The sequence below is a fragment of the Mycobacterium sp. DL440 genome, assembly GCF_011745145.1.
Lineage (GTDB): Bacteria > Actinomycetota > Actinomycetes > Mycobacteriales > Mycobacteriaceae > Mycobacterium.
This window is the reverse complement of the sequence record NZ_CP050191.1, coordinates 2519996-2540961: the sequence shown is the minus strand read 5'-3', so window position 1 is coordinate 2540961 and position 20966 is coordinate 2519996. Positions and strand designations below refer to the sequence as shown.

General features: G+C 65.9%; 20 protein-coding genes and 1 tRNA gene. 10 read left to right on the top strand and 11 right to left on the bottom strand.

Annotated elements, in window-relative coordinates; genetic code table 11:
- Positions 1 to 8: 8 nt before the first annotated feature.
- From HBE63_RS12305 to HBE63_RS12295, 3 genes are all read left to right on the top strand, one after another.
- Positions 9 to 1115 carry a ComEC/Rec2 family competence protein gene (locus HBE63_RS12305; protein WP_166904994.1) on the top strand — a complete coding sequence of 369 codons (1107 nt, stop codon included), beginning with the start codon at positions 9 to 11 and terminating at the stop codon, positions 1113 to 1115.
- 143 nt (positions 1116 to 1258) lie between these two features.
- Positions 1259 to 1897, top strand: a complete 639-nt coding sequence (locus HBE63_RS12300) for a glycoside hydrolase (RefSeq protein WP_166904993.1) — start codon at positions 1259 to 1261, stop codon at positions 1895 to 1897.
- 277 nt (positions 1898 to 2174) lie between these two features.
- On the top strand, positions 2175 to 2813 hold the full coding sequence (locus tag HBE63_RS12295) for a TetR/AcrR family transcriptional regulator (protein WP_166904992.1): 639 nt from the start codon (positions 2175 to 2177) through the stop codon (positions 2811 to 2813).
- A 3-nt stretch (positions 2814 to 2816) separates the two neighbouring features.
- On the opposite strand, the gene HBE63_RS12290 is transcribed toward HBE63_RS12295, so the two are convergent.
- The 4 genes from HBE63_RS12290 to HBE63_RS12275 form a co-directional block, all read right to left on the bottom strand.
- The gene (locus tag HBE63_RS12290) at positions 2817 to 4817 is read right to left on the bottom strand and encodes a serine/threonine-protein kinase (RefSeq protein WP_166904991.1); all 2001 of its coding nucleotides are present in this window, start codon (positions 4815 to 4817) and stop codon (positions 2817 to 2819) included.
- Between the two features lies 1 nt (position 4818).
- Positions 4819 to 5760: a glutamate ABC transporter substrate-binding protein gene (locus tag HBE63_RS12285; protein WP_166904990.1), complete on the bottom strand. Its 942-nt coding sequence runs from the start codon at positions 5758 to 5760 to the stop codon at positions 4819 to 4821.
- Entirely contained in the window at positions 5760 to 7067 is a 1308-nt protein-coding gene (locus HBE63_RS12280; RefSeq protein WP_166904989.1) for a hypothetical protein, read from the bottom strand. Before HBE63_RS12280 ends, HBE63_RS12285 begins: the two co-directional genes overlap by 1 nt.
- Positions 7068 to 7136: 69 nt before the next feature.
- Positions 7137 to 8501, bottom strand: a complete 1365-nt coding sequence (locus tag HBE63_RS12275) for an FAD-dependent oxidoreductase (RefSeq protein ID WP_166904988.1) — start codon at positions 8499 to 8501, stop codon at positions 7137 to 7139.
- A 428-nt stretch (positions 8502 to 8929) separates the two neighbouring features.
- Between HBE63_RS12275 and HBE63_RS12270 the strand changes: the two genes are divergently transcribed.
- From HBE63_RS12270 to HBE63_RS12260, 3 genes are all read left to right on the top strand, one after another.
- Positions 8930 to 9502, top strand: coding sequence for a hypothetical protein (locus tag HBE63_RS12270; protein ID WP_243858616.1), 573 nt, complete (start codon positions 8930 to 8932; stop codon positions 9500 to 9502).
- A 175-nt stretch (positions 9503 to 9677) separates the two neighbouring features.
- Positions 9678 to 10124 carry an MmpS family transport accessory protein gene (locus HBE63_RS12265; protein ID WP_208301353.1) on the top strand — a complete coding sequence of 149 codons (447 nt, stop codon included), beginning with the start codon at positions 9678 to 9680 and terminating at the stop codon, positions 10122 to 10124.
- A complete protein-coding gene (locus tag HBE63_RS12260) occupies positions 10121 to 13000 on the top strand; it encodes an RND family transporter (RefSeq protein WP_166909699.1) in 2880 nt (959 codons plus the stop codon). The genes HBE63_RS12265 and HBE63_RS12260 overlap by 4 nt, the downstream gene beginning before the upstream one ends.
- 6 nt (positions 13001 to 13006) lie before the next feature.
- On the opposite strand, the gene HBE63_RS12255 is transcribed toward HBE63_RS12260, so the two are convergent.
- Complete coding sequence (locus tag HBE63_RS12255) at positions 13007 to 13483, bottom strand: hypothetical protein (protein WP_166904986.1); 477 nt, start codon at positions 13481 to 13483, stop codon at positions 13007 to 13009.
- Between the two features lie 80 nt (positions 13484 to 13563).
- On the bottom strand, positions 13564 to 13866 hold the full coding sequence (locus HBE63_RS12250) for a hypothetical protein (protein ID WP_166904985.1): 303 nt from the start codon (positions 13864 to 13866) through the stop codon (positions 13564 to 13566).
- Positions 13867 to 14045: 179 nt separating this feature from the next.
- Here HBE63_RS12250 and HBE63_RS12245 point away from each other — a divergent pair, with 179 nt between their 5' ends.
- The 3 genes from HBE63_RS12245 (at position 14046) to HBE63_RS12235 (ending at position 15540) form a co-directional block, all read left to right on the top strand.
- Positions 14046 to 14780: a hypothetical protein gene (locus HBE63_RS12245; protein ID WP_166904984.1), complete on the top strand. Its 735-nt coding sequence runs from the start codon at positions 14046 to 14048 to the stop codon at positions 14778 to 14780.
- A complete protein-coding gene (locus HBE63_RS12240; protein ID WP_166904983.1) occupies positions 14777 to 15133 on the top strand; it encodes a hypothetical protein in 357 nt (118 codons plus the stop codon). Before HBE63_RS12245 ends, HBE63_RS12240 begins: the two co-directional genes overlap by 4 nt.
- Positions 15134 to 15261: 128 nt before the next feature.
- Entirely contained in the window at positions 15262 to 15540 is a 279-nt protein-coding gene (locus HBE63_RS12235) for a hypothetical protein (RefSeq protein ID WP_166904982.1), read from the top strand.
- Between the two features lie 182 nt (positions 15541 to 15722).
- Here HBE63_RS12235 and HBE63_RS12230 read toward each other — a convergent pair.
- The 3 genes from HBE63_RS12230 to HBE63_RS12220 form a co-directional block, all read right to left on the bottom strand.
- Positions 15723 to 15796, bottom strand: a tRNA-Pro gene (locus tag HBE63_RS12230).
- A gap of 91 nt (positions 15797 to 15887) precedes the next feature.
- Positions 15888 to 17264, bottom strand: a complete 1377-nt coding sequence (locus HBE63_RS12225) for an APC family permease (RefSeq protein ID WP_166904981.1) — start codon at positions 17262 to 17264, stop codon at positions 15888 to 15890.
- 10 nt (positions 17265 to 17274) lie between these two features.
- Positions 17275 to 18165, bottom strand: a complete 891-nt coding sequence (locus tag HBE63_RS12220) for a carbon-nitrogen hydrolase family protein (RefSeq protein ID WP_166904980.1) — start codon at positions 18163 to 18165, stop codon at positions 17275 to 17277.
- Positions 18166 to 18264: 99 nt separating this feature from the next.
- Between HBE63_RS12220 and HBE63_RS12215 the strand changes: the two genes are divergently transcribed.
- Complete coding sequence (locus tag HBE63_RS12215; protein ID WP_208301352.1) at positions 18265 to 19026, top strand: FadR/GntR family transcriptional regulator; 762 nt, start codon at positions 18265 to 18267, stop codon at positions 19024 to 19026.
- Here the strand turns inward: HBE63_RS12215 and HBE63_RS12210 are convergent.
- Entirely contained in the window at positions 19023 to 19940 is a 918-nt protein-coding gene (locus tag HBE63_RS12210) for a sulfite exporter TauE/SafE family protein (protein ID WP_166904979.1), read from the bottom strand. The genes HBE63_RS12215 and HBE63_RS12210 overlap by 4 nt on opposite strands.
- 243 nt (positions 19941 to 20183) lie before the next feature.
- Entirely contained in the window at positions 20184 to 20951 is a 768-nt protein-coding gene (locus tag HBE63_RS12205) for a sulfite exporter TauE/SafE family protein (protein WP_371815023.1), read from the bottom strand.
- Between the last annotated feature and the right edge of the window lie 15 nt (positions 20952 to 20966).

Here is a 20966-nt window from a genome sequence, read left to right as displayed (position 1 = left end):
GAGAAGTCATGCTGGCCATCGAGATGCTGCCCGGCGGTCACGGCGATGCCATCGTCGTCGAGTACGGCACCAACGCGGACACGCACCGGATACTCATCGACGGCGGCACCGCGCGTTCCTGGGATGCCGTGCGTGAACGCCTCAAGGCAAGGCCCGACCAAACCTACGAGGCGATGGTCATCACCCATGTCGACGAGGATCACATCGGCGGGAGCCTGCAGATCCTCGCCGATCCGGATCTGCGCCACCGGATCCGGGACATCTGGTTCAACGGATTCGTGCACTGTGAACGTGGCGGCAGTGTGCTGGGGCCCGTCGACGGCGAGCGACTCACCCAGCGGATCAACGACGGTCCGTTCCGCTGGAACAACCCGTTCCCCGACCGGGTCAGCACCAAGGTCGGTGGGCCGGTGGTGGTTTCGGCCTCAAGGACGGAGCTTCCCGTCATCGAACTGCCCGGCGGTGCCGCCGTCCATCTGTTGTCCCCCACCGGGCAGAAGCTGAAGAAGATGGCGACCGAATGGCGATCAGTGGTCACCGCAGCAGGTTTGGTACCCGGCGAGGGAACACCGCTGGAGGCGCGGACACCGCCGATCCGCCACAAGGAAGTCCCACCGCTACCCGACAAGCTCACCGACCAGATCCTGCGGACGATGGCGAAGGCGTCGACCGCCGACAACTCGGAGGCCAACGGGTCGAGTATTGCGTTCATCGTCGAATATGAGGACCGACGCGCCTTGTTGGGCGCGGACGCCCACTCCGATGTGCTCGTGCAGTCCTTGAGCAAGTACGCCACAGCGGTTGGCGAGGAACGTGTTCGGCTGGATCTGGTGAAGCTGCCGCACCACTGCAGCCGGGCCAACGTCACCGTAGAGCTGATCGATGCGATCGCGGCCAAGCGGTATCTGATCTCGACCAACGGGGACAATTTCGCGCACCCGGATCACGCCGCGATCGCCAGGATCATTCTCGGGTCGGCACGGCCGCCCACGTTCTACTGCAACTACCGCAGCCAGTTCACCGAGCCGTGGCAGGACCGGGCCGCCGATGTGGGTGCCAAGTTCGTCCTGCCGGCGAGCGGATGTGAGGGACTGCGGGTTTCGGCGACTGCGTGACGGAAGAAGTGAACATGACCGACGAAGGCGACCCGCCGGGGTATCCCTACGCCTCCGGGGGCGTGGGCTGACAGCTAACAGATTCTCGTCATTCGGATGGCGAACATTGCCCGCCGAGGCGATGACAGCAGTAGATTGCTGCCGTGGGGAAACGACGGTTGGCTAGGGGGCGGGGACGCTTGCTGGCGCTTGCCGCCTCCGTCACCCTCGCGGCGAGCATGGTGTACGTGCAGAACACCGAGTCGACATGCTGCCCGGAGGCCCCATCGGCAACACCGCCCAGCAATCAGCAACCGGCGCCGGTCCCCGCTCAGGCCGAGTTGGTGGCGGCCAGCGCGCCCGTCGTAGCCCGCGACTTCCAGTTCTCCCTGCCGAAAGGTCCGGCACCCGAGGGTGGGCTTCAGGTCAAGACGATCTGGGTGGCTCGCGCCATCGCCGTGATGTTCCCCGAGATCACCACGATCGGCGGGTATCGCCAGGATGCGCTGAAGTGGCACCCCAACGGTCTCGCCATCGACGTGATGATCCCGAACTATCACTCCAAGGGCGGCATCGAGCTCGGAAATCAGATCGCGGGTTTCGCCCTCGCCAACGCCCAACGCTGGGGTGTGCTGCACGTGATCTGGCGTCAGGGCCTCTATCCCGGGATCGGCGCTCCGCACTGGACCGCGGACTACGGCAACGAGACGGCCAACCACTTCGACCATGTACACATCGCCACCGACGGCGGCGGATATCCCACCGGGCACGAGTCCTACTTCCTGGGGTCGATGAGCCGCTAGGACGCAGAATCAGGCTGCGTTGCTCACGTGGACTGCCGACTCGCCGATGTTGCCCGCGGGAGACCGCGCGTTCCATACCGCCCAGCGATGTCATCGCCGCGACGCTGCGGATCAGGTGGACCGGTAACCGACGCCCAACGGCTCGAGACCTCCGTCGGCGATGACGTCCATCGCCCACCGCATCGTCTCGGCGAAGCGCTTGTTCGAACTGGACAGAACAGCCCCACGATTGACTACGTACGTAGTCAGAATTTAGGCGCCCGGTAGGGTGTTGTCAATGAAGCGCGTACAGGTGGTACGCGGATACGGCGGCATCAGCGCAGCCGACCGCCGGACCGAACGACGGAGCAAGCTGCTCGCCGCCGGACGACAGATCTGGGGCGAATCCGGGATCACCGAGGTGACCGTGCGTGCCGTCTGCAGTGCCGCCGGGTTGACGTCACGCTACTTCTACGAGCAGTTCGAGACCCGAGACGCATTGCTGTTCGCCATTTCCGACGATGTGCGGGATCAGTTGTTGACCGCGCTGGTCAACGCCGGCGTCGGCGACCCGGGAACCCTGACCGACAAACTCCGGTCGGCGCTCACCGCATTCCTCGACATCATCGCGGCCGACCCGCACATCCACCGCATTGCCACCGGCGATGTCAGCAGCGTCCCGGGTCTGACGGAGCACCGCACGCACATCCTGGAGATGATCACGGGCCTGATCGTGCAGCTGGCACCGGATGTGCTGCAGTCGGCGGCTCCGAGCCCGGCCGGATTGCGCCGTGGCGCACAGTTCATGGTCGGCGGCGTGAACCAGATCATCGAAGCCTGGCTCGAGGATCCCACCGAAACAACCGAGGAACTCGCGGCCGAATGCGCCACCCTCTGCGTCGCCGTGGTCCGAGGCGTGACCCGGACGGACGTGTAGGCCTCACGTCCAACTGGGCGGCCGAATCGAATTCGCCACGTCGACAAGCCGGTAGCGGTGACGCCGCCGCGGCGAGTGCCGCGCGAGTTCCCGCAGCGCCTCCTCGACACCGACGCGTAGTCCCCGGTAGTCGAAGGCATGGTCGAGAAGCGGTTCGCCGGAGGCGTTCACACCGCCGGAGCGGAGCCAGTCGAGTGCGTTGCCGAGGACGAACGCACGGATCTGCAGAACGCGTGCCTCGGTCTCAGGCAGGCCGCCCACGCGCCGCGCGGCATCGCGCAAGTCTGCCTCGGTGATCTCCGTGCTGGGCCGCCCATCGAGCAACAGCACTGCCGAGGTCAGTTGGGCCTCACCAAAATGGCGTGAGGTCATCGGAACCTGGTCGAGCACTTCGATCGCGCCCGCCCGATCACCGTGACCGGCGAGGACACGGGCCAGGCCGAACGCCGCACTCACCATCGCGTGGTCGGTACGCCACAAGGTTCGGTAGTTCCGTTCGGCCAACTGCCACAAGCGTTTCGCATCCGGTACGTCATCCGCTCCGAGCAGCAGCTCCGCCGTCGCGGCCGCCGCCAACTTGGGTGCGGCTTCACCGGGGAGCAGTGCGACGTCACGCTCGAAACAAGCCAGGGCCGCCTCCAGATCACCGGTCCGCAGGCCGTCGATCCCGTCGTCCCATTCGATTCGCCAGTCCTCGTCGGACTCCTCGGCCGACATCGGTCTCGGAAGGGCAGCTGCGACGTCGCGGGCGTGCAGCGCCGCTGTGCGCCGCCGGCCGTCGACGAACACGTCGGTCCCCCGCAACGCCAGATCGGCGCCGAATGTGGCATGTGGCGGGCTGAACAGCGTCGATGTTCGGGGACTCGGTGCCCCCGTTTGTTCGGCGAGGATTTCGTGCAGCACGCCCCGGCACTGGTGGGCCATCTCGTCCACCGACGAGAACCGCTGTGCTGGACGGGGGTTGGTGGCACGGACCAGCAGCCGGTAGAAGGACTCGTGCCGTTCGAACAGCGGTACCTCGTCACTGTTGGGCAACGTCTCGGCGTAGCGGTCGTTGGGCAGGTCGACGGTCAGCTTGGCCAGCGTACGGCCGACCGTGTAGACGTCGGTGGCGACGGTGGGCCCGGTCCGGACGATCTCGGGTGCCTGAAATCCTTTGGTGCCGTAGATGTATCCGCACTCTTCGACGCCGGACACCGCACCCATGTCGATCAACTCGATATTGTCCTCGGTAAGCATGATGTTGTCCGGCTTGAGGTCGTTGTAGACCAGACCGAGAGAGTGCAGATAGGACAGCGCGGGCATGACGTCGAGCAGATACCCGAGGGCCTGCTCCACCGGCATCATCTGTCTGGCTTCTCCGCCCGCGGCGGGCTGCTGCTTCTCCAGGACAGCTTCCAGCGTGGTTCCGCCGATGTACTCCATCACGATGTAGCCGACCGGGCGTCCGTCGAATCCGGGGTGTTCGACGAAGTTGTAGATCTTGACGATGCCGGGGTGGTTGACCATCGCGAGGAATTGCCGTTCGGCGACGGCGATCGCCTGCGCCTGCTGTCCCCCGGGTTGAAGTAGGCCTTTCAGCACCACCCACCGATCGCTGACATTGCGGTCGATCGCGAGGTAGATCCAGCCGACACCGCCGTGTGCGATGCACCCCTGAACGTCGTACTGACCTGCCACCAACTCACCGGCCTCCAGCTGCGGTGAGAACGAAAACACGGTGCCGCACTGCGGACACACCCCGTCGCTGAGGCCAGGCTGTCCGGCACTCCCCCGTCCCACCGGGCGCCCGCATCCGGGGCAATCCCGCTTCGCCTCGGCAACAACAGGATTGGTGAGGACGGCACCGGCAGGTTCGATGTCCTCCCGAATCGGGATCTCGACCAGGCCGTCGCCGACGCGCCGCCGGCCGGTACGCAGCCGCGGACGGGTTGTCGCGCCCTCGGCCTTGACCGGTGCCGATTCGGTCACCAGGACGGCTCGCGTGCCTTCTTCTCCTGCCATGTCAGTCCCGGTACCTCGGCTCCGGCGGACGCGGCGCAGCGCCGAGAACGTTGAGCCACTTGCGATACAGCGACAACCAGGTCCCGTCCCGCCTTATCCGTTCCAGGGTGCCGTTGACCGCCCGGACCAGATCCTCGCGGGACTTGTTGATCCCGATGCCGTAAGGCTCGCCCTGCAGGCTGGGGCCTACCAGCTGCAGGTTGGGATCCTGGACCGCCATGCCGGCCAGTATCGAGTCGTCGGTACTGACCGCATCGGTCTGTCCCTGTTGCAGCGCCACCAGACAGTCGTCCCAGTTCTGAACCCCGAGCAGGGTCGCTTCGGGCGCAACCCGGGCGACCGTGGCCAGCGAGGTGGTGTCCACCTGTGAGCAAACGCGCTTCCCGGCCAGATCTCCCGGCCCCTCGATCGGCGAATCCTTCGGCACCAGCAACCGCTGCTGCGCACCGAGATACACCGTCGAAAAGGCGATCTGCTCCGCGCGAGCGCAGGTGATCGTCATCGCCTTCACGACGATGTCGACGGCCCCGTCCTGTACCGCGCTGATGCGCTCGGGCGAGGTCAACAGCCGGAACTCCACCCTGCCGGGATCGCCGAGCAGGTCGCGGGCCACCTCGTGCGCGATCTCGACGTCGAAGCCCTGCAGCTCACCCGAGACCGGATCGCGAAAACTCATCAGATTGGTGCTCTGGTCGATCCCGACCACCAGGCGGCCCCGCTGCCGAATCGCCTGCACCGCCGGTCCGGACACTGTCGAAGGGCGCAAACTCGCTGTGGCATCGCAACTCTCGACCGGGAGACCTGGCACCCGCGACGCCACGGCGGCGCCGCTCGGCAGCGGCACCGTGGTGAGCGAGGCGGACACCTGGGCAAGTGGTTGCGCCGTGGAACATCCCGCCGCCACGGTCGCGGAGAGGACGAGAAGTCCGGCGACGGCCCGCATCAGTGGTACTCGCTCAGCCTCGGCGCGACACCGGCGGCGACCGCAAGTGCGGCCAGCACACTGATGGCCGCGGCACCGGCAGGAAGCGCACTCAGCGCCGCGTAGGCGCGGGTGATCCCGTCGCGCTGCCGATCGCGCAGGCGGCCGATGTCAGCCCCCAAAGCTTCATCCAGCCGGTCGAACTGGGCCGTGGAATGCTGAGACCCGGTGTCCCGCGCGATCATCACGGCCCCGGCGTAATCGCCGCTGCCCAATAGTCTCCGAGCCTCGGCGTGCGAGGCCTTCCAGGCCTGCAGTGCGTCTTGCGCCCCATTTACCGGGTGCGCGTCGAGAATCCGCCCGACATCGGTGGTGCGCTGTTCGAATCGGATGTCGGAGAGCGGGTCGGACCCGCGTTTGAGCAGTCCGAGGATCTCGTCGGCACGGGCCTGCTGGACAAGAATCCGGGCGGTCACCGCCGATTCCAGTGGCTCGCCGCCTTCCGTGCGGGCACTGGTGACCGCATGCGTCACCACCAACCCCACCACTGCCACCCACACCGCGAGCACGATCATCAACACCGACGCCACCACCAGGCCGGGGTTGAGGCGCCGATGACTGCTCCTGGCGAGAAAAACCTGCGCCACCACCAGCAACCCCACCACGAGCGCGGCTCCCGCGATCAACACGCGCGGTGTGGCGGCCGACCGTCCCGATGCCGTGACGGCCTCAGCCTGCGTCCGGTACAGCCGCTCGGCATCGGGCAGGATGGACTCCTGAAGCAACGTGGACGATTCGCTGAGGTACCCGACACCGATCGGGCGGCCGCCGCGGTTGGTCGCACGAGCGGTCGCCATCATGCCGGTGTACACCGCCAGCTGGTTGGACAGGTCGGTGAGCAACGTCAGCGATCGGATGTCGTTGGGCGACACACCATTCGATGCGGTGACCAATCCGGCCGACGCCTCCCCTATGGCAGTGTCGTAACGCTCACGGACCTCGTGCGGTTCGACGCCACCGGCCAGAAACGCGGTGGCCGCGGTGGTGTTGGCCGACGACAGCGCACTGTAGATCCGTTGCGCTGCATCGGCCAGCGGTTCGGTGTGCGACCGCTGGGTCCCGAGTTGGCGTTGCCGACTGGACTCCGTCACCGACGCCGCCACGCCGACAATCAGGATTGCCGCCACCAGAACGACGGCCAGCACCGCTATCCGGCCCGGTGTGGCCCGCAGGAAATCGACGACCGGCCGATCTTGTTCCTCGGCGTCAGCGAGCACGGACTCGTCGAGTGTGAGTGTCTGCCGACTCTCCAACTCACCGCTGTGCACTCGACATCACCTCGCCGCAGGCTGGTCCGAATTGCACGGTAACCCTCGCCAACGCGCTACGCGGGGTTATTACGCGGCCGCCACGCTCTCGGCCGCCATCACCTCCGCGGCAGCGCGCTCACCCGACCGAACCGCGCCGTCGATCCACCCGCACATGACGGCCGAACTCTCCGTGCCGGCCCAGTGAATGCGCCCGCACGGCTCCCGGAGGGTATGTCCGAATTCGGTCAGCACACCGGGCGGTGCGTGGCTGATCATCCCGCCACCCGAGTAGCGCTCCGTCGTCCAATCCTGCTCGTGGTAGCTGATCGGAGACGCGGCCTTCGGACCGAACCGGTCGATCAGCTCGCCGATCACCACGGATTTGCGTTCCGCAGCATCCAGCAGCCCGAGCCGACGGGCGGCAGGACCTTCGGTGATGACGCACATGATCCCCGGGGTGCCGGTGTCGGTGCACGCGTCGATGGTCAGCGTCGCGGGACTGCCGGGTGCGGCGGACTGCCCGCACAGCCCGTCGGCCCGCCAGAATGCCGTGTCATAGACGACCGAGATCTTGAATACCGCACCGCTGGGCATCCGTTGATGGAGAAACATTCGATCCACGGGAAGCATTGGCTCATAGTGGATCTGGTTCGCCACAGCCAAGGGGACGGCGACGATCGCCTGCCGCGCCCGCACGGTCATGTCCTCGGCGTGGACCGTCACACCATCGTCGTCGTGCGCGATCAGACGCACCGGCTGCGAAAGATGCAGCGCCCCAGCCAGTTCAGCCGCCATCGGTCCGTAGATGGCGGCCATGCCGCCGCGCACCCGCGCATCCTGGGCACCGCCCTTGTTGGAGATGACGAAGCCCGGGCCACCGCCCGACCCCATCTGGTGTAGCGCCCACAACAGCGACACCTCGGATCCCGCCGAGGTGTAGACCCCTGCGAGCGCCATGTCGAGCATCTCGCGCGCCTGTTTGGAGCGCATATGACGGTTGATCCACTCGCCCAGGCTGATCCGGTCCCACTCGACCGCCTTCTTCGCCGTCCACGGGGCCTCGAAGGGAATCGTCTTGCACATCAGCTCCACCTCGAGCAGTCCGGCGCCGAGGTTGGCGATCGCCCACGGACTCATCGCCCACGGAATCGTGCCGGAATAGCGGTGCTGTTTGCCGTCGAGGACCATCATCGCGTTGCCGTCGACATACTCCTTGTATTCGTCGACGCCGAACTCGGCCATCAGCGATTTGATGCGGTCTTGGCCCGGTCCGATCCAGGCCCCGCCCCGGTCGATCCACGTGCCGTCCGGCAGCACCTCGGTGAAGGTGCGGCCACCAACCCGATCACGTGCCTCAAGCAGCGCCACCGAGCGGCCGGCCTGCTTCAGCCGCAGGGCCGCGGTCAGACCCGCGAACCCCGCACCCACTACGCAGTAGTCGACATCTGTCATGGGTCGCCCTCCCCGTTTTCGACGGGCCAGATTCGCTCAAATTACGCCGTCGTCAGCCTCTCCGGAGGCACTGTTGAGCGACAGATGTGGTAAATGCCATAAATTTTGCCGCCCCGGACGCAGGTCACTCCGTGCGACCGCGCCAAAGCCACCTCCGACACCGAACCGACCCCCGAAAAGTTGGACCGACAGCCGGCCGTACAATGATGTCTGACCTGCCGATTCTCCGGACATGGGTCATTGTTCACCTCCGGTTCCCCCGGTACCCCAGCGCGTCAAGCCGCGGTTGACGCATAACCGCCGAACTGGTTGCCATCGACAGCACCAGAGAACTTCGCGATTCCGGGGATCGTTCCACCCGCCGGTAGGGTCCGGTCCTCGTGGGTAGACACCAGTTGAAAAAGGATCGGCGTCGCCGATCCGCAGCCATGGCTGCGGTCGTCGTGCCTGCCGCCGCACTCATCGTCGTCGGCGCAGACACCGCGCCGGCCACCCAGGGCGACACCGAAGTCGTGCCGGCAGCGGCCGTCCAGCCTGTCGCCGCACCTGCCGCCCCGGCGGTACCGGCCGAGCGGGCCGTACGCCGGAACATGAGGTTCCCCCTACCCGCCGGCCGGGCCTCCGAAAAGGGCCTACAGGTCGAGACCATTCTGGCCGCCCGCGCAGTCAGCGCGCGATTCCCCCAGATTCTCGACATCGGCGGGGTCCGGGCCGATTCCATGAAGTGGCACCCGAACGGGCAGGCGATCGACGTGATGATCCCGAACTACGCCACCCCGGAAGGTAAAGCGCTCGGAGACAAGATCGTCGCGTACGCCCTCGACAATGCGGATCGGTTCGGGGTGAACCACGTGATCTTCCGCCAGCACATCTACTCCCGCGGCAAGGCGCCCAGAATGATGTCGGACCGCGGCGGGATCACCGCCAACCACTTCGACCACGTGCACATCGCCACCAACGGCGGCGGATTCCCCACCGGGCACGAAACGTATCTGACGTAGCCCTTGCGACTGGCGGCGTTGCCGTCCACATTCCCAGCTTTCACACAGGAACATTCCGGACCCACACGGTTGTGATGTCCGGCTGCGTGCCATAACGTCAACCTAGTTGATTAGCCGTCCTAGAGGAGCTTCCCCTACCGTCCGCGCCTGGTCGCCGCCTACGAAAGGGTCACGGATGCAACGGGTTTCGTTCATTCGGCGACTCGGCCAACGCTGGATGGTGCTGGTGGCCATCGTCGTGCTCTTGGTGGCTGGATTCGTGGTGTACCGGCTGCACGGCATCTTCGCCTCCCACGACGTCACCGCCACGCCCAGCGGCTCGGTGAACGACATCGTTCCGTTCAACCCCAAGCATGTGGTCATCGAGGTCTTCGGCCCGCCCGGCACAGTAGCCACCATCACCTACCTGGACGTCAACGCCCAACCACAGCGCGCGGACGACGTCACCCTGCCGTGGGCGTATGACACGACCACCACGCAGCCCGCGGTGTTCGTCAATGTCCAGGCCCAGGGCGACAGCAGTTCGATCGGGTGCCGGATCAAGATCGACGACGTGGTCAAGGACGAGAGATTGGTGAACACCTTGAACGCCTACACCTCGTGCCTGGACAAGTCGGGATGAACACCCACCGGGTTCCGGACTTCATCCGGCGGTTCTCGGCACTCATCGCGCTGTTCTGGCTGGGCCTGGCGGTGGTGACGAACGTTTTCGTGCCGCAGCTCGAGACCGTCGCCGAATCGCACAACGTGTCGCTGAGCCCCCAGGACGCGCCGTCGCTGCAAGCCGCGAAGCGCATCGGCAAGGTGTTCGACGAGTTCGATTCCGACAGTTCGGCGATGATCGTCCTCGAGGGCGATCAACCGCTCGGCGCCGATGCGCACCACTACTACGACGGGTTGATCCAGAAGCTCCGCCAGGACACCAAACACGTCCAGCACATTCAGGACTTCTGGGGCGATCCGCTGACGGCCGCCGGCTCACAGAGCACCGACGGCAAGGCCGCATTGGTACAGGTGTACCTCGCCGGCAACCAGGGTGAGTCACTGGCCAATGAGTCCGTCGACTCGGTGCGCAACATCGTCAACCAGACAACACCGCCACCGGGCGTCAAGGCCTATGTCACCGGCGCCGCGCCCCTGGTCACCGACCAGTTCGAGGTGGGCCGCCACGGCACCCTGAAAACCACCCTGATCACCATCGGCGTGATCGCCCTGATGCTGTTCTCGCTCTACCGTCGGCTCACCACGGTGTTCTTCGTGATCTTCACGGTGATGATCGAGTTGACCGCGTCCCGAGGTGTCGTCGCGGTGCTCGCGAACGCCGGCATCATCGAGCTGTCGACGTATTCGACCAATCTGCTGACGCTCCTGGTGATCGCCGCCGGCACCGACTACGCGATCTTCATCCTCGGCCGGTTCCACGAAGCGCGTCATGCCGGGCAGGACCGCGTCACCGCGTTCAACACGATGTACCACGGAACCGCGCACATCATCTTGGGTTCGGGCCTGACGATCGCCGGTGCGGTGCTGTGTCTGACCTTCACCCGGCTCCCGTATTTCCAGAGCCTGGGTATACCCGCCGGGACCGGCGTCCTGGTCGCAGTGGCGGCGGCGTTGACCCTGGCACCGGCATTGCTGGTCATCGGCCGCCATTTCGGGTTGTTCGAGCCCGCCCGGCCGATGCGCACCCGGGGTTGGCGGCGCATCGGGACGGCGATCGTGCGCTGGCCCGGCCCCATCCTGGCGGTGACGATCGCCGTGGCCCTCATCGGCCTGCTCGCCCTGCCGCGTTACCAGACGAGTTACGACGCGCGGCCCTACATGCCCGCCAGCGCTCCAGCCAACGTCGGTTACGCCGCCGCCGAACGCCACTTCTCTCAGGCCCGGCTCAACCCCGAGCTGCTGATGATCGAAGCCGATCACGATCTGCGCAATTCGACCGACATGATCCTGCTGGAACGCGTCGCCAAGGCGGTCTTCCACACCGATGGCATCGCCCAGGTCCAGTCGATCACCCGACCCCTCGGCACCCCACTGGACCACACGTCGATCCCGTTCCAGATCAGTGCGGGCAGCGCACAACAGATCAACAATCTGCCCTTCCAGCAGGCCCGCACCGCCGATCTGCTCAAACAGGTTGGCGTGATCAACAATTCGATCGACGTTCTGCGCCAGCAGTATGCCCTCCAACAACAGTCGGCCGCCGTCACTGACGAACAGGCCAGGGCGTTCCAGCAGACGGTCGCCACGGCGCAGAACCTGCGCGACAAGATCGCCGACTTCGACGACCAGTTCCGACCGCTGCGCAACTACTTCTACTGGGAGCCGCACTGTTTCGACATCCCGATGTGCGCCGCGTTGCGGTCGGTCTTCGATGCGCTCGACGGTATCGACGAACTGACCGACCAGCTGGCCAATGTCTCGGGCAGCATCTCGAAACTGGATGCGCTGCAACCGAAATTGCTCGCGCTCATTCCGCCTCAGATCGCCAGCCAGCAGACCAACCGCGATCTGACCATGACCAACTACGCCACCAACTCGGGCATCAACGCCCAGACGGAGGCCGCGCTGGAGAATGCCACCGCGCTCGGCCAGGCGTACGACGCGTCAAAAACCGATGACTCCTTCTATCTACCGCCGGAGGCGTTCACCAACCCCGAATTCCAGCGCGGTATGAAGCTGTTCATGTCGCCGGACGGCAAGGCCGCCCGGATGATCATCACCCACGACGGGGATCCGGCTACGCCGGAAGGCATTTCGCACATCGATGCCATCAGGCATGCCGCCCAGGGAGCCGTCAAGGGCACGCCGCTGGCCGGATCCAAGATCTACCTCGCCGGCACTGCGGCGACTTACAAGGACATTCAGGACGGCGCCAAATACGATCTGATGATCGCCGCCATCGCGGCGCTCAGCCTGATTCTGCTGGTGATGATGTTCATCACCCGCAGCGTCGTCGCCGCACTCGTCATCGTAGGCACGGTGGCACTGTCGCTGGGCGCCTCATTCGGACTTTCGGTGCTGATCTGGCAGGACCTGTTCGGCATCGACTTGTTCTGGATCGTGCTGGCGCTGGCGGTCATCCTGTTGTTGGCCGTGGGCTCGGACTACAACCTGCTCCTCGTCTCCCGGTTCAAGGAGGAGATACACGCGGGGTTGAACACCGGCATCATCAGATCGATGGCCGGCTCCGGGGCGGTGGTGACGTCGGCCGGTCTGGTATTCGCCGCCACCATGGCCTCATTCATCTTCGCCGACCTGCGGGTTCTCGGTCAGATCGGCACCACGATCGCCCTCGGTCTGCTGTTCGACACACTGATCGTGCGGTCGTTCATGACACCGACCATCGCAACACTGCTCGGCCGGTGGTTCTGGTGGCCCCTGCGGGTCCGGCCGCGGCCGGCGAGTCAGATGCTGCAGCCGTACGGATCGCGTGCATCGGTTCGCCAGCTCCTGCTGTGGGAGGACGATGACGCGGCCGCTCCGTCCCAGAAGTGACGGAAGTCAGCCTCTCGCAGCAGGACTGAGCTCGTCCGTTGCTTCGTCCGTCACCTGAACGTCGCGCAGCTTCCCCTTCAGCCCCGCGACCCGGCGGAGTTGAGCGGCGATGTTCATGGAGGTCAACATCGGGATCCCGCCGATGAATGTCCGGAAGGACGGGTTGCCGCCGTCTCGATGCAACATGTACAGGCAGCCGACCACGTAGAAGAAGCCCATCGTGAAAAGGACGGCGGGCATCGCGTAGGCAAGCGGCGAGCGAGCGTCGTTCACCAGTTCGGTCGCGTAATCGAACTCGTCCTGCGACATCGGTTCGCGTTTGCGCAGTTTGGCGAGCACCGCCTTGTGGGCGCCCACTTTCTCACCCAAGGACGCCGGGGTTCGCTTCTCCAACCGGCCGAGGTACACGAACACACACGCGGCCAACGTCACCGCCACCACGCCGGCGAGAATCGTGAGGTCACCCCAGATTCCGAGATCCACGTGCCGCTCCTCTGCTCGCCTGCGGTTACCTAGCCCCGCTAGGAAACGCTACCCCCGAATGCTGTGTGCCGCGCCGGCTGCTACTCGGTGTCGCCGACGGCTTCGAGGCGCTCGCTCACGCGGGCCAGCGCCTCGCCGAAGACGTCCACCTTTTCGCTGCGTTTTTCGCTGGCCGGCTGGGCGGAACCACGGGCACCTTCCGCCTCTACTCGGGCAGCCCCCTGGCGGCGCAACAGGCTGAAGTTCTTCTCGCGCGCTTGTCTGAGCCGTCGCTGCAGATCTTTCAGCGCTTTTTCGTCCATGCGGGCGAGCGCCTCGGGATTGCTCTCGGCGATCAACGTTTCTTCCTGCGGGGTCAGGTTCACATGATGGTTGCTCACCATTGATTAATAGCCCGCTCCGACCACGTCGAAAAGCGATTCGCCACGGAACGCCCAAACCTGTCGCCCCACGTCTCCGTCGGGTTCACCTTTGCCGCGGTGAAATTGCGGATCTTCCGGCGCGCCGGAACCATCATTGCGAGCAACAGCGCGATGATGCAGATGTGGTTGTTGATGCAAATGTGACCAACGCTGAACCAGTGCCGCCGACGTCCGGACCGGAAACCGACGCCGTGCCGGATGAACCCGAAGCCGTTGCCAGTCCCCCGTCCGCGCAGCAGCGCGGCTGGACGATGCCCAAGTCCCCGGTGACGCGCGAGCAGGCGGACGAGGTCGGACGGATCGCCCGCAAGGTCGTAGCCGCCATCATGGGATTCATCGCCTCGGTTGCTCGATATGGCGCCCGCACCGCTCGACAGCTGTCCCTGGCGATCGAGGCAGTGCCGCCGGCCGTGCGCGTGCTGACCCTGATGGGCATCTTCACGCTCCTGGGCATCGTCGGCGCGATCGCACTGGACGGCACTGTCGGCCTCGCGTGCATCGTCGTGGTGATCCCGCTGTGCTCGATCACCCTCGGCGCGCTCGGGCACCGCTGGTACAGCGCAGTCAATGGTCAGCCCTCGGCGCGCGTGGAAAGCCCCGCCGTCGGAGTCTCGACACCAGACCTGCAGCGTTCGATCGAATACGTCGACAAGAAGCTCACGCTCGCCCTCAACGCCTTCGGCGCCGAGCGGCAACAGCACGCGATGATCGCCCTCTTCCAGGCCAAGACCGCAGTCGAACTCACGCTCGGGACCGAGCAGGACACGGCATTCGATGCGGTGCTCTCGGTGGACGACCATGACGCGCGGCCGCGAATCCGGGTCGGCTCAGTATCAAAGTCGTTGCGCGAAAACACTTCCCTGGCTGCATCATGACCGAGCACGCCCTCTCCGGCCAGGTCGCCCTCATCGAGGACGACTACACGTTGGTCCTCAACCGTGGGGCCGAGGCGGGTGTGACGCCGGGAATGATCTTCGCCGTGCATTCCGAGTCGGATCAGGTGATCACCGATCCCGAATCCGGCCGGGAATTGGGCAGACTCACGCGTGAGAAGCTTCGGGTGAAGGTGTTCGACGTGCAGCCGCTGTTCTCCCGCGCGCACACGTTTGCCCGGACCGACGACTTCTACGGGCTGTTCCAGGCGACGGCCGTGGTGACGGTGTACGTCGGTGACAGCTTGGAATTGGTGGCCGATGAAGCCGAGGTTCGTCGGGCGGCGTCGGGATAGTTCTGGTTCGCACAACGTCAGGGAGCCATCGCCCACATCCCCGTTGGCAGACCAGGTACGACTGCCCACCGCTGCACTGCGCTGAAGTTTCGGACCCGGTGCGACTGTCGAGCGACCATACTGGCGTGGTGACCAAGCATTTTGCCGGCGTCGCCGCGGCCCTGCTCCTGCCGTTCCTAGGGGCGGCTCCCACAGCCCATGCTGATGACTACTGCGAACTCGGCAACCTACTCATTCCACAAGAAGTGCACCACGTAGGGACCTACCGTGACGCTACGTGTGCGACGGTCGCCGACATTGCCACAACCAGCGGCAGCAGCGACTGCATTCGCGCTGTCACAAATTACGTCATTGGCCGCGGCTACGACCCGTACGTGGCCAAGGACATCGCCCTCCACAACTGCTGAACCGTAGCGATACTCGGCCCTCCGGAATTACGGTTCGTTCTCCGCTCGGGCGATGTAGTCACAGCGAGGCGGCAGTCGGTCGATCGGCGATCTAAACAAGCGTTGTCGCCCAGCTTGATTCCCACAACGGAAAGGCGGCTCCGGATTTCTCCGAAACCGCCTCTGACCTGCTACTACATCTGTCGGGCTGACAGGATTTGAACCTGCGACCACTTGACCCCCAGTCAAGTGCGCTACCAAGCTGCGCCACAGCCCGCGTGCTTCCGGCTTGCACCGGCAGCGAGTCGAAAGCTTACCGCAGCCGCCCGCCCTCCTTCTAATCCGCCCCACCGGTCACACGTCGGCGCTCACCGCGCCGCGGGTTGGGTGATCACCGCCTCGGCTTCGTCGGCCGCGATCTCCGGCGGCAGCGCCTTGAAGCCGCGACTCGTCACAGCCAGGACGACGATGCCGAGGCCCAGCCAGCACAGCCCGAGGATGATCGCCCGGTGGTCGAGCTGCGTCAGCAGATACGACGTGATGACCGCACCGATCGCGGGGGCTAGGACGTACAGCAGCGGGTTGTGCCCCTCGCCGGCGGTCCGTCGGCGGAAGTAGTAGACGATGACCGACACGTTCACGAGAGTGAACGCGACGAACGCCCCGAAGTTGATGAATGACGTCGAGGTCGCGACATCGAGGAACATCGCCAGCAGGCCCACCACGCCGACCATCACCAGGTTGGCCGCCGGGGTGCGGAATTTGGCGCTCAGCGTGCCGAACACCGACCGCGGCAGGGTGCCGTCGCGACCCATCGCGAACAGCAGCCGCGACGCCGAGGCCTGCGCGGCGATGCCGGAAGCGAACTGCGCGAGGATCAGGCCCGCGAGGAACACCGCCCCGAACAGATTGCCGCCGATCTGCTTGGCGATCTCGAGCGCGGCCGACGACGAATCGGCGAATTCCCCACCGGGGTGCACCAATTGGGTGGTGTAGGCGATGACCAGGAAGATGGAACCGCCGATCAGCGCGATGAGCATGATGGCGCGGGGCATGTTCTTGCGCGGTTCGACGGCCTCCTCGGTGAACGTGGTCACGGCATCGAAGCCCAGGAAGGAGTAGGCGGCGATGGCCGCTCCGGCCGTCACTCCCCCTATGCCGGCACCGATCCCGACGAAGGGGCTTGCACTGATCAGTCCCCCGGCACCGCTGCTGCGGTAGACCGAGGCCACCGACAGCCCCACGAACAACACAATGACCAGCAACTGGAACGCCATCAGCAGATAGTTGGCCTTGTCGGCCACCTTGATGCCGACGACGTTGAGCACGGTGGTGATCAGGATGAAGCCAAGCACCCACAGCCAGCCGGGGATGCCCGGGAACTGGGCGTCCAGATACGCCGCCCCGATCAGCCAGATGACCATGGGCAGGAACAGGTAGTCGAGCAGTACTGCCCAGCCGGTGAGGAATCCGACGCGCGGGTCGATGGTGCGGCGCACGTAGGTGTACGCCGACCCCGACACCGGGTACGCGGTCGCCATCCTGCCGTAGCTGGATGCGGTGAACAGCATGGCCGCCAACGCGATCAGATAGGCCGATGCTGACGCCCCGGCGGTGGTGGAGGCGACCACCCCGAAGATACCGAGCACGATCAACGGCGTCATGTACGCCAGACCGAAGAGCACCAGCGAGCGCAACCCGAGGGCCCGCACCAGGGTCGGTTGCCCTGCGGAGGGTGGTGTCATGGGGTGCCTTTCATTCGGCGTGGTGGTTCGACGGTGACCAGCGCTGCGGGTCGATGCGGCCGTCGTACAGCGGCAGTGGGATCGGGCGGTCCGACGGCCCGAACTGGTCCCACATCCGGTTGGTCCCGGCGGTGCCGCGCTCGCGGACGGCGGCGACGGCTCCGAAGTCGATGCGCCGGCACAACACCCCAGGCGTATCGTCCGAGCTCTCTTCGAGCACAACGCCTTCCGGGTCGACGATGATGCTGCGACCCTTGCCGACCGGTCCGGCGCAGTTGACACTCACTGTGAACACCTGGTTCACAATCGAATTGGCGCGGGCCAGCACCAACTCCTGACTCCGGTCCTCGGTGGTGGTCTTGACGACATTGACGATCATGTCGGCACCCATCCAGGCGAGGTGGCGGCTGACCTCGGGAAACCAGGCGTCGTAGCAGATGGACAGTCCGAGTCGGCCGACGTCAGGGATGTCGGCGGTGACGAAATGGCTGCCCGGCGTGTACTTCTCGAACGGCCGCCAGGGGAAGATCTTGCGGTAGGACGCCATGAGCCGTCCGTCGGGGGCGAAAACTGGTGCAGTGTTGAATAATTCGCCGTTCTCGCCCAGCTCGCACACTGAGCCGGGAACCAGCCACGCATCGGCGGCCCGGGCGATCTCACCGAGGGCCGCGATCAGGGGACCGTCCAGCGGTTCGGCCGCCGCGGCCAACATGTCGGTGTCCTCGGTGCCGAACAGGTGGATCTCCGGATAGACGATCAGTGCCGGCCCGGTCACCGCCGACCGCACTCGAAGCACATCGGCGGCGAACTGCGTGACGGTGTCGTCCCGGCCGAACACCGGCAGCCCGGCCATGTCCAGCGGTGCCGCCTGGACGGCGGCCACCGTGATCGATCCGGACACAGAACCTCCGAAGAATTAATAACCCAGGATGAGCGAATTTAGCGGAGATATTAGTTCAGCACGAACAAATAAGGCAATAGCTCACGTACCCTGAGTGCCATGACGTTGCAGGTCGGTGACGCGCACCCGGCGCTGAGCGCCCCCGCCGTCGCGGGCATCACCCGACTCAGTGCGGTCGACACGGTGCGGGCGCGTCTCGAGCTGGCCATCGAGTTGGAACTCATGGCAGGTGGGGAACGGCTCCCCGCCGAACCCGATATCGCCGAAGCCCTCGACGTCAGCGTCGCCACCGTCCGCCGGGCCCTGCAGTCGATGGCCGACGAGGGCCTGGTGGTCCGCCGCCGGGGCCGGGCCGGCGGAACGTTCGTCGCCCGAAGCGGTGCCCGTGTCACGCCCGGAACCGATCGTCCGTCGGCCACGTTCCGCGCCGATGCCGCCGAGGTGCGCCGCCTCATCGACCTGCGCGCGCTCGCCGAGGATGCGCTCAGTGCCGCCGCGGCGCAGGCCGCCGGCGATGAGGAACTCGACGCACTCGCGGCCATCGTCGCCGAGGCGGCCGCGACCACCGACTGGACCGGCTTCCACCACGCCGATCAGCGTTTCCACGAATCAGTCGCCGCGGCAAGCGGTCTCGGCTGGGCGATGAACACCTACTGCGACGTGCTGCACGGGCTGTACCGCTACTTCATCCCGTACCCCATCAACTACCTGCATGAGTCCAACCGCGAGCACGCCCAGCTGGTGGAGGCGCTGCGCCGACGTGACAGCCCGGCGGCCTCCGAGATAGCCCGCAATCACGTGCTGTCGCTGCACAAGACGATGTACGTCGGGTTGCCGCAGCCCGCGAAAGGGACCGACTAGCCCCGGGCCGCCGGCTCCTCGACCGCGGCGACGACCGAATCCTCGACATCGCGCGGCGCCCGCGAGGTCTGCCATGCCCGGACCACCAGAGCCGCCCAGCCCGCCACGATGACCACGTAGATCCCGCTCGACCACGGCCAGTGGATACCGAAGTAATGCACCAGCTTCTGGCTGTTGGTCAGCAGGATGACCCCACCGACGGCCGTGCCGAGCAGCGCCGGATTGACGCGGCTGACCAGCCATGCGGCGAACGGTGCGGCGATCACGCCGCCGACCATGAGCCCGAGGACCACGGGCCAGTTCTCCAGGAATTCCTGGCGGAGCCCGATCAGGAAGCCGACCGATGCCGCTACCGACACGAGGAATTCCGAGGCGCTCACCGAGCCGATCACCGTCCGCGGTGCCGTCTTGCCCTGCGACAGCAGGGTGCTGGTGGTCACCGGGCCCCACCCGCCGCCACCGGAAGCGTCGATGAAGCCGCCGAACAAGCCCAGCGGGGCGAGGAACTTCGCGCTGTGACTGGTGCCGTGCTCCCCCAGGTTCAGCGGCTTACCCAGCGAGAACCGCAACAGCACGTAGAGTCCGATGCCCAGCAGGATCGCCGCCATGAGCGGTGCCGCAGACTCTGTCGACAACGACGACAGCACCGTGGCACCTGCGAACGCACCTGCAGCGCCGGGAAGGCCGAGCTTGGCCACCATCGGCCAATTTATGTTCTTGAAGCGCCAGTGCGACACCGCAGAGGCCAGCGTCGTCCCGACCTCAGCCAGGTGCACCGCGGCGCTGGCCTGTGCCGACGCCACCCCGCTGAGCACCAGCAGGGTCGAGGCGGTGACACCGAACGCCATTCCGAGCGCACCGTCGACCAACTGGGCCCCGAGGCCGACGAGCGTGAAGATCAGAAGCGAACGCATGGGTTCGGCTGCTTTCGATTGTGGTCACCGCCCCGGGTGACCCGACGGAATGTTGGGCGCGTGTCTACAGACCCGCGCAACACCACTCGTCGAAAGCCATCAGCCGGCGCGAGGGCCAGAAGGGCTCGAGGGCAGCCAGAGCAGACGGTGCGGTGCGGTAGGCGAGTTCAGCCACCGGTCACCCCTTCCTGCTCGACAGTCGACGTGACTTTACCTGAGCCTTCGGACAGGCAAGGCCTTGCCCTACAGGCTCAACAACCGGTACAGGCCGATCAGTCCCACCACCACGATCACGGCGCGCAACGCATTCGGCGACAGCCGGCGTCCGTAATGCGCGCCGAGGAAACCGCCGATCAGCGAACCGACCGCGATCAGGCCCGCTGCCGCCCAGCTGATGCGGTCGAATGCGACGATCGTGTATGCCAGCGCCGCCACGATGTTGACCAACAACGACAGCAGGTTCTTCGCGGCGTTCATGCGCTGGATCGACTCGGGCAGCAGAAGACCCATCACCGCGATCAGCAGGATTCCCTGGGCCGCGGTGAAGTAGCCGCCGTAGATACCGACGGCGAACGTGCCGAGCACCAGCAGCGCCATCCGGCGTGTGCTCACATGGTCGGCAGATTGACCGGACGCCTCGGCGCGTTGCCGCGCCCAGGCCTGGATCCGGGGACCGACGACCACCAGGGCCAGCGCCAATATCAGCAGCACCGGCACCACCGTGACGAACACTTTTTCCGGCAGGTGCAGCAGCAGCCAGGAGCCCAGCGCGGCCCCGATCAGCGATCCGGGAATCTGCCACCGCAGCCGCTTCCACTGACCACGCAACTCGCGGCGATAGCCCCAGGTGCCCGAAACCCCGCCGGCGACCAGCCCGACGGCATTGGACATCGTCGAGGTGACCGGCGGAAAGCCCAGCGCCACGAGCGTGGGGAAGGTGATCAGCGTGCCGGACCCGACGACCGCGTTGATCGCGCCCGCACCGACACCGGCCAGCGCGATCAGGATCATGTGGGTGACGGACAC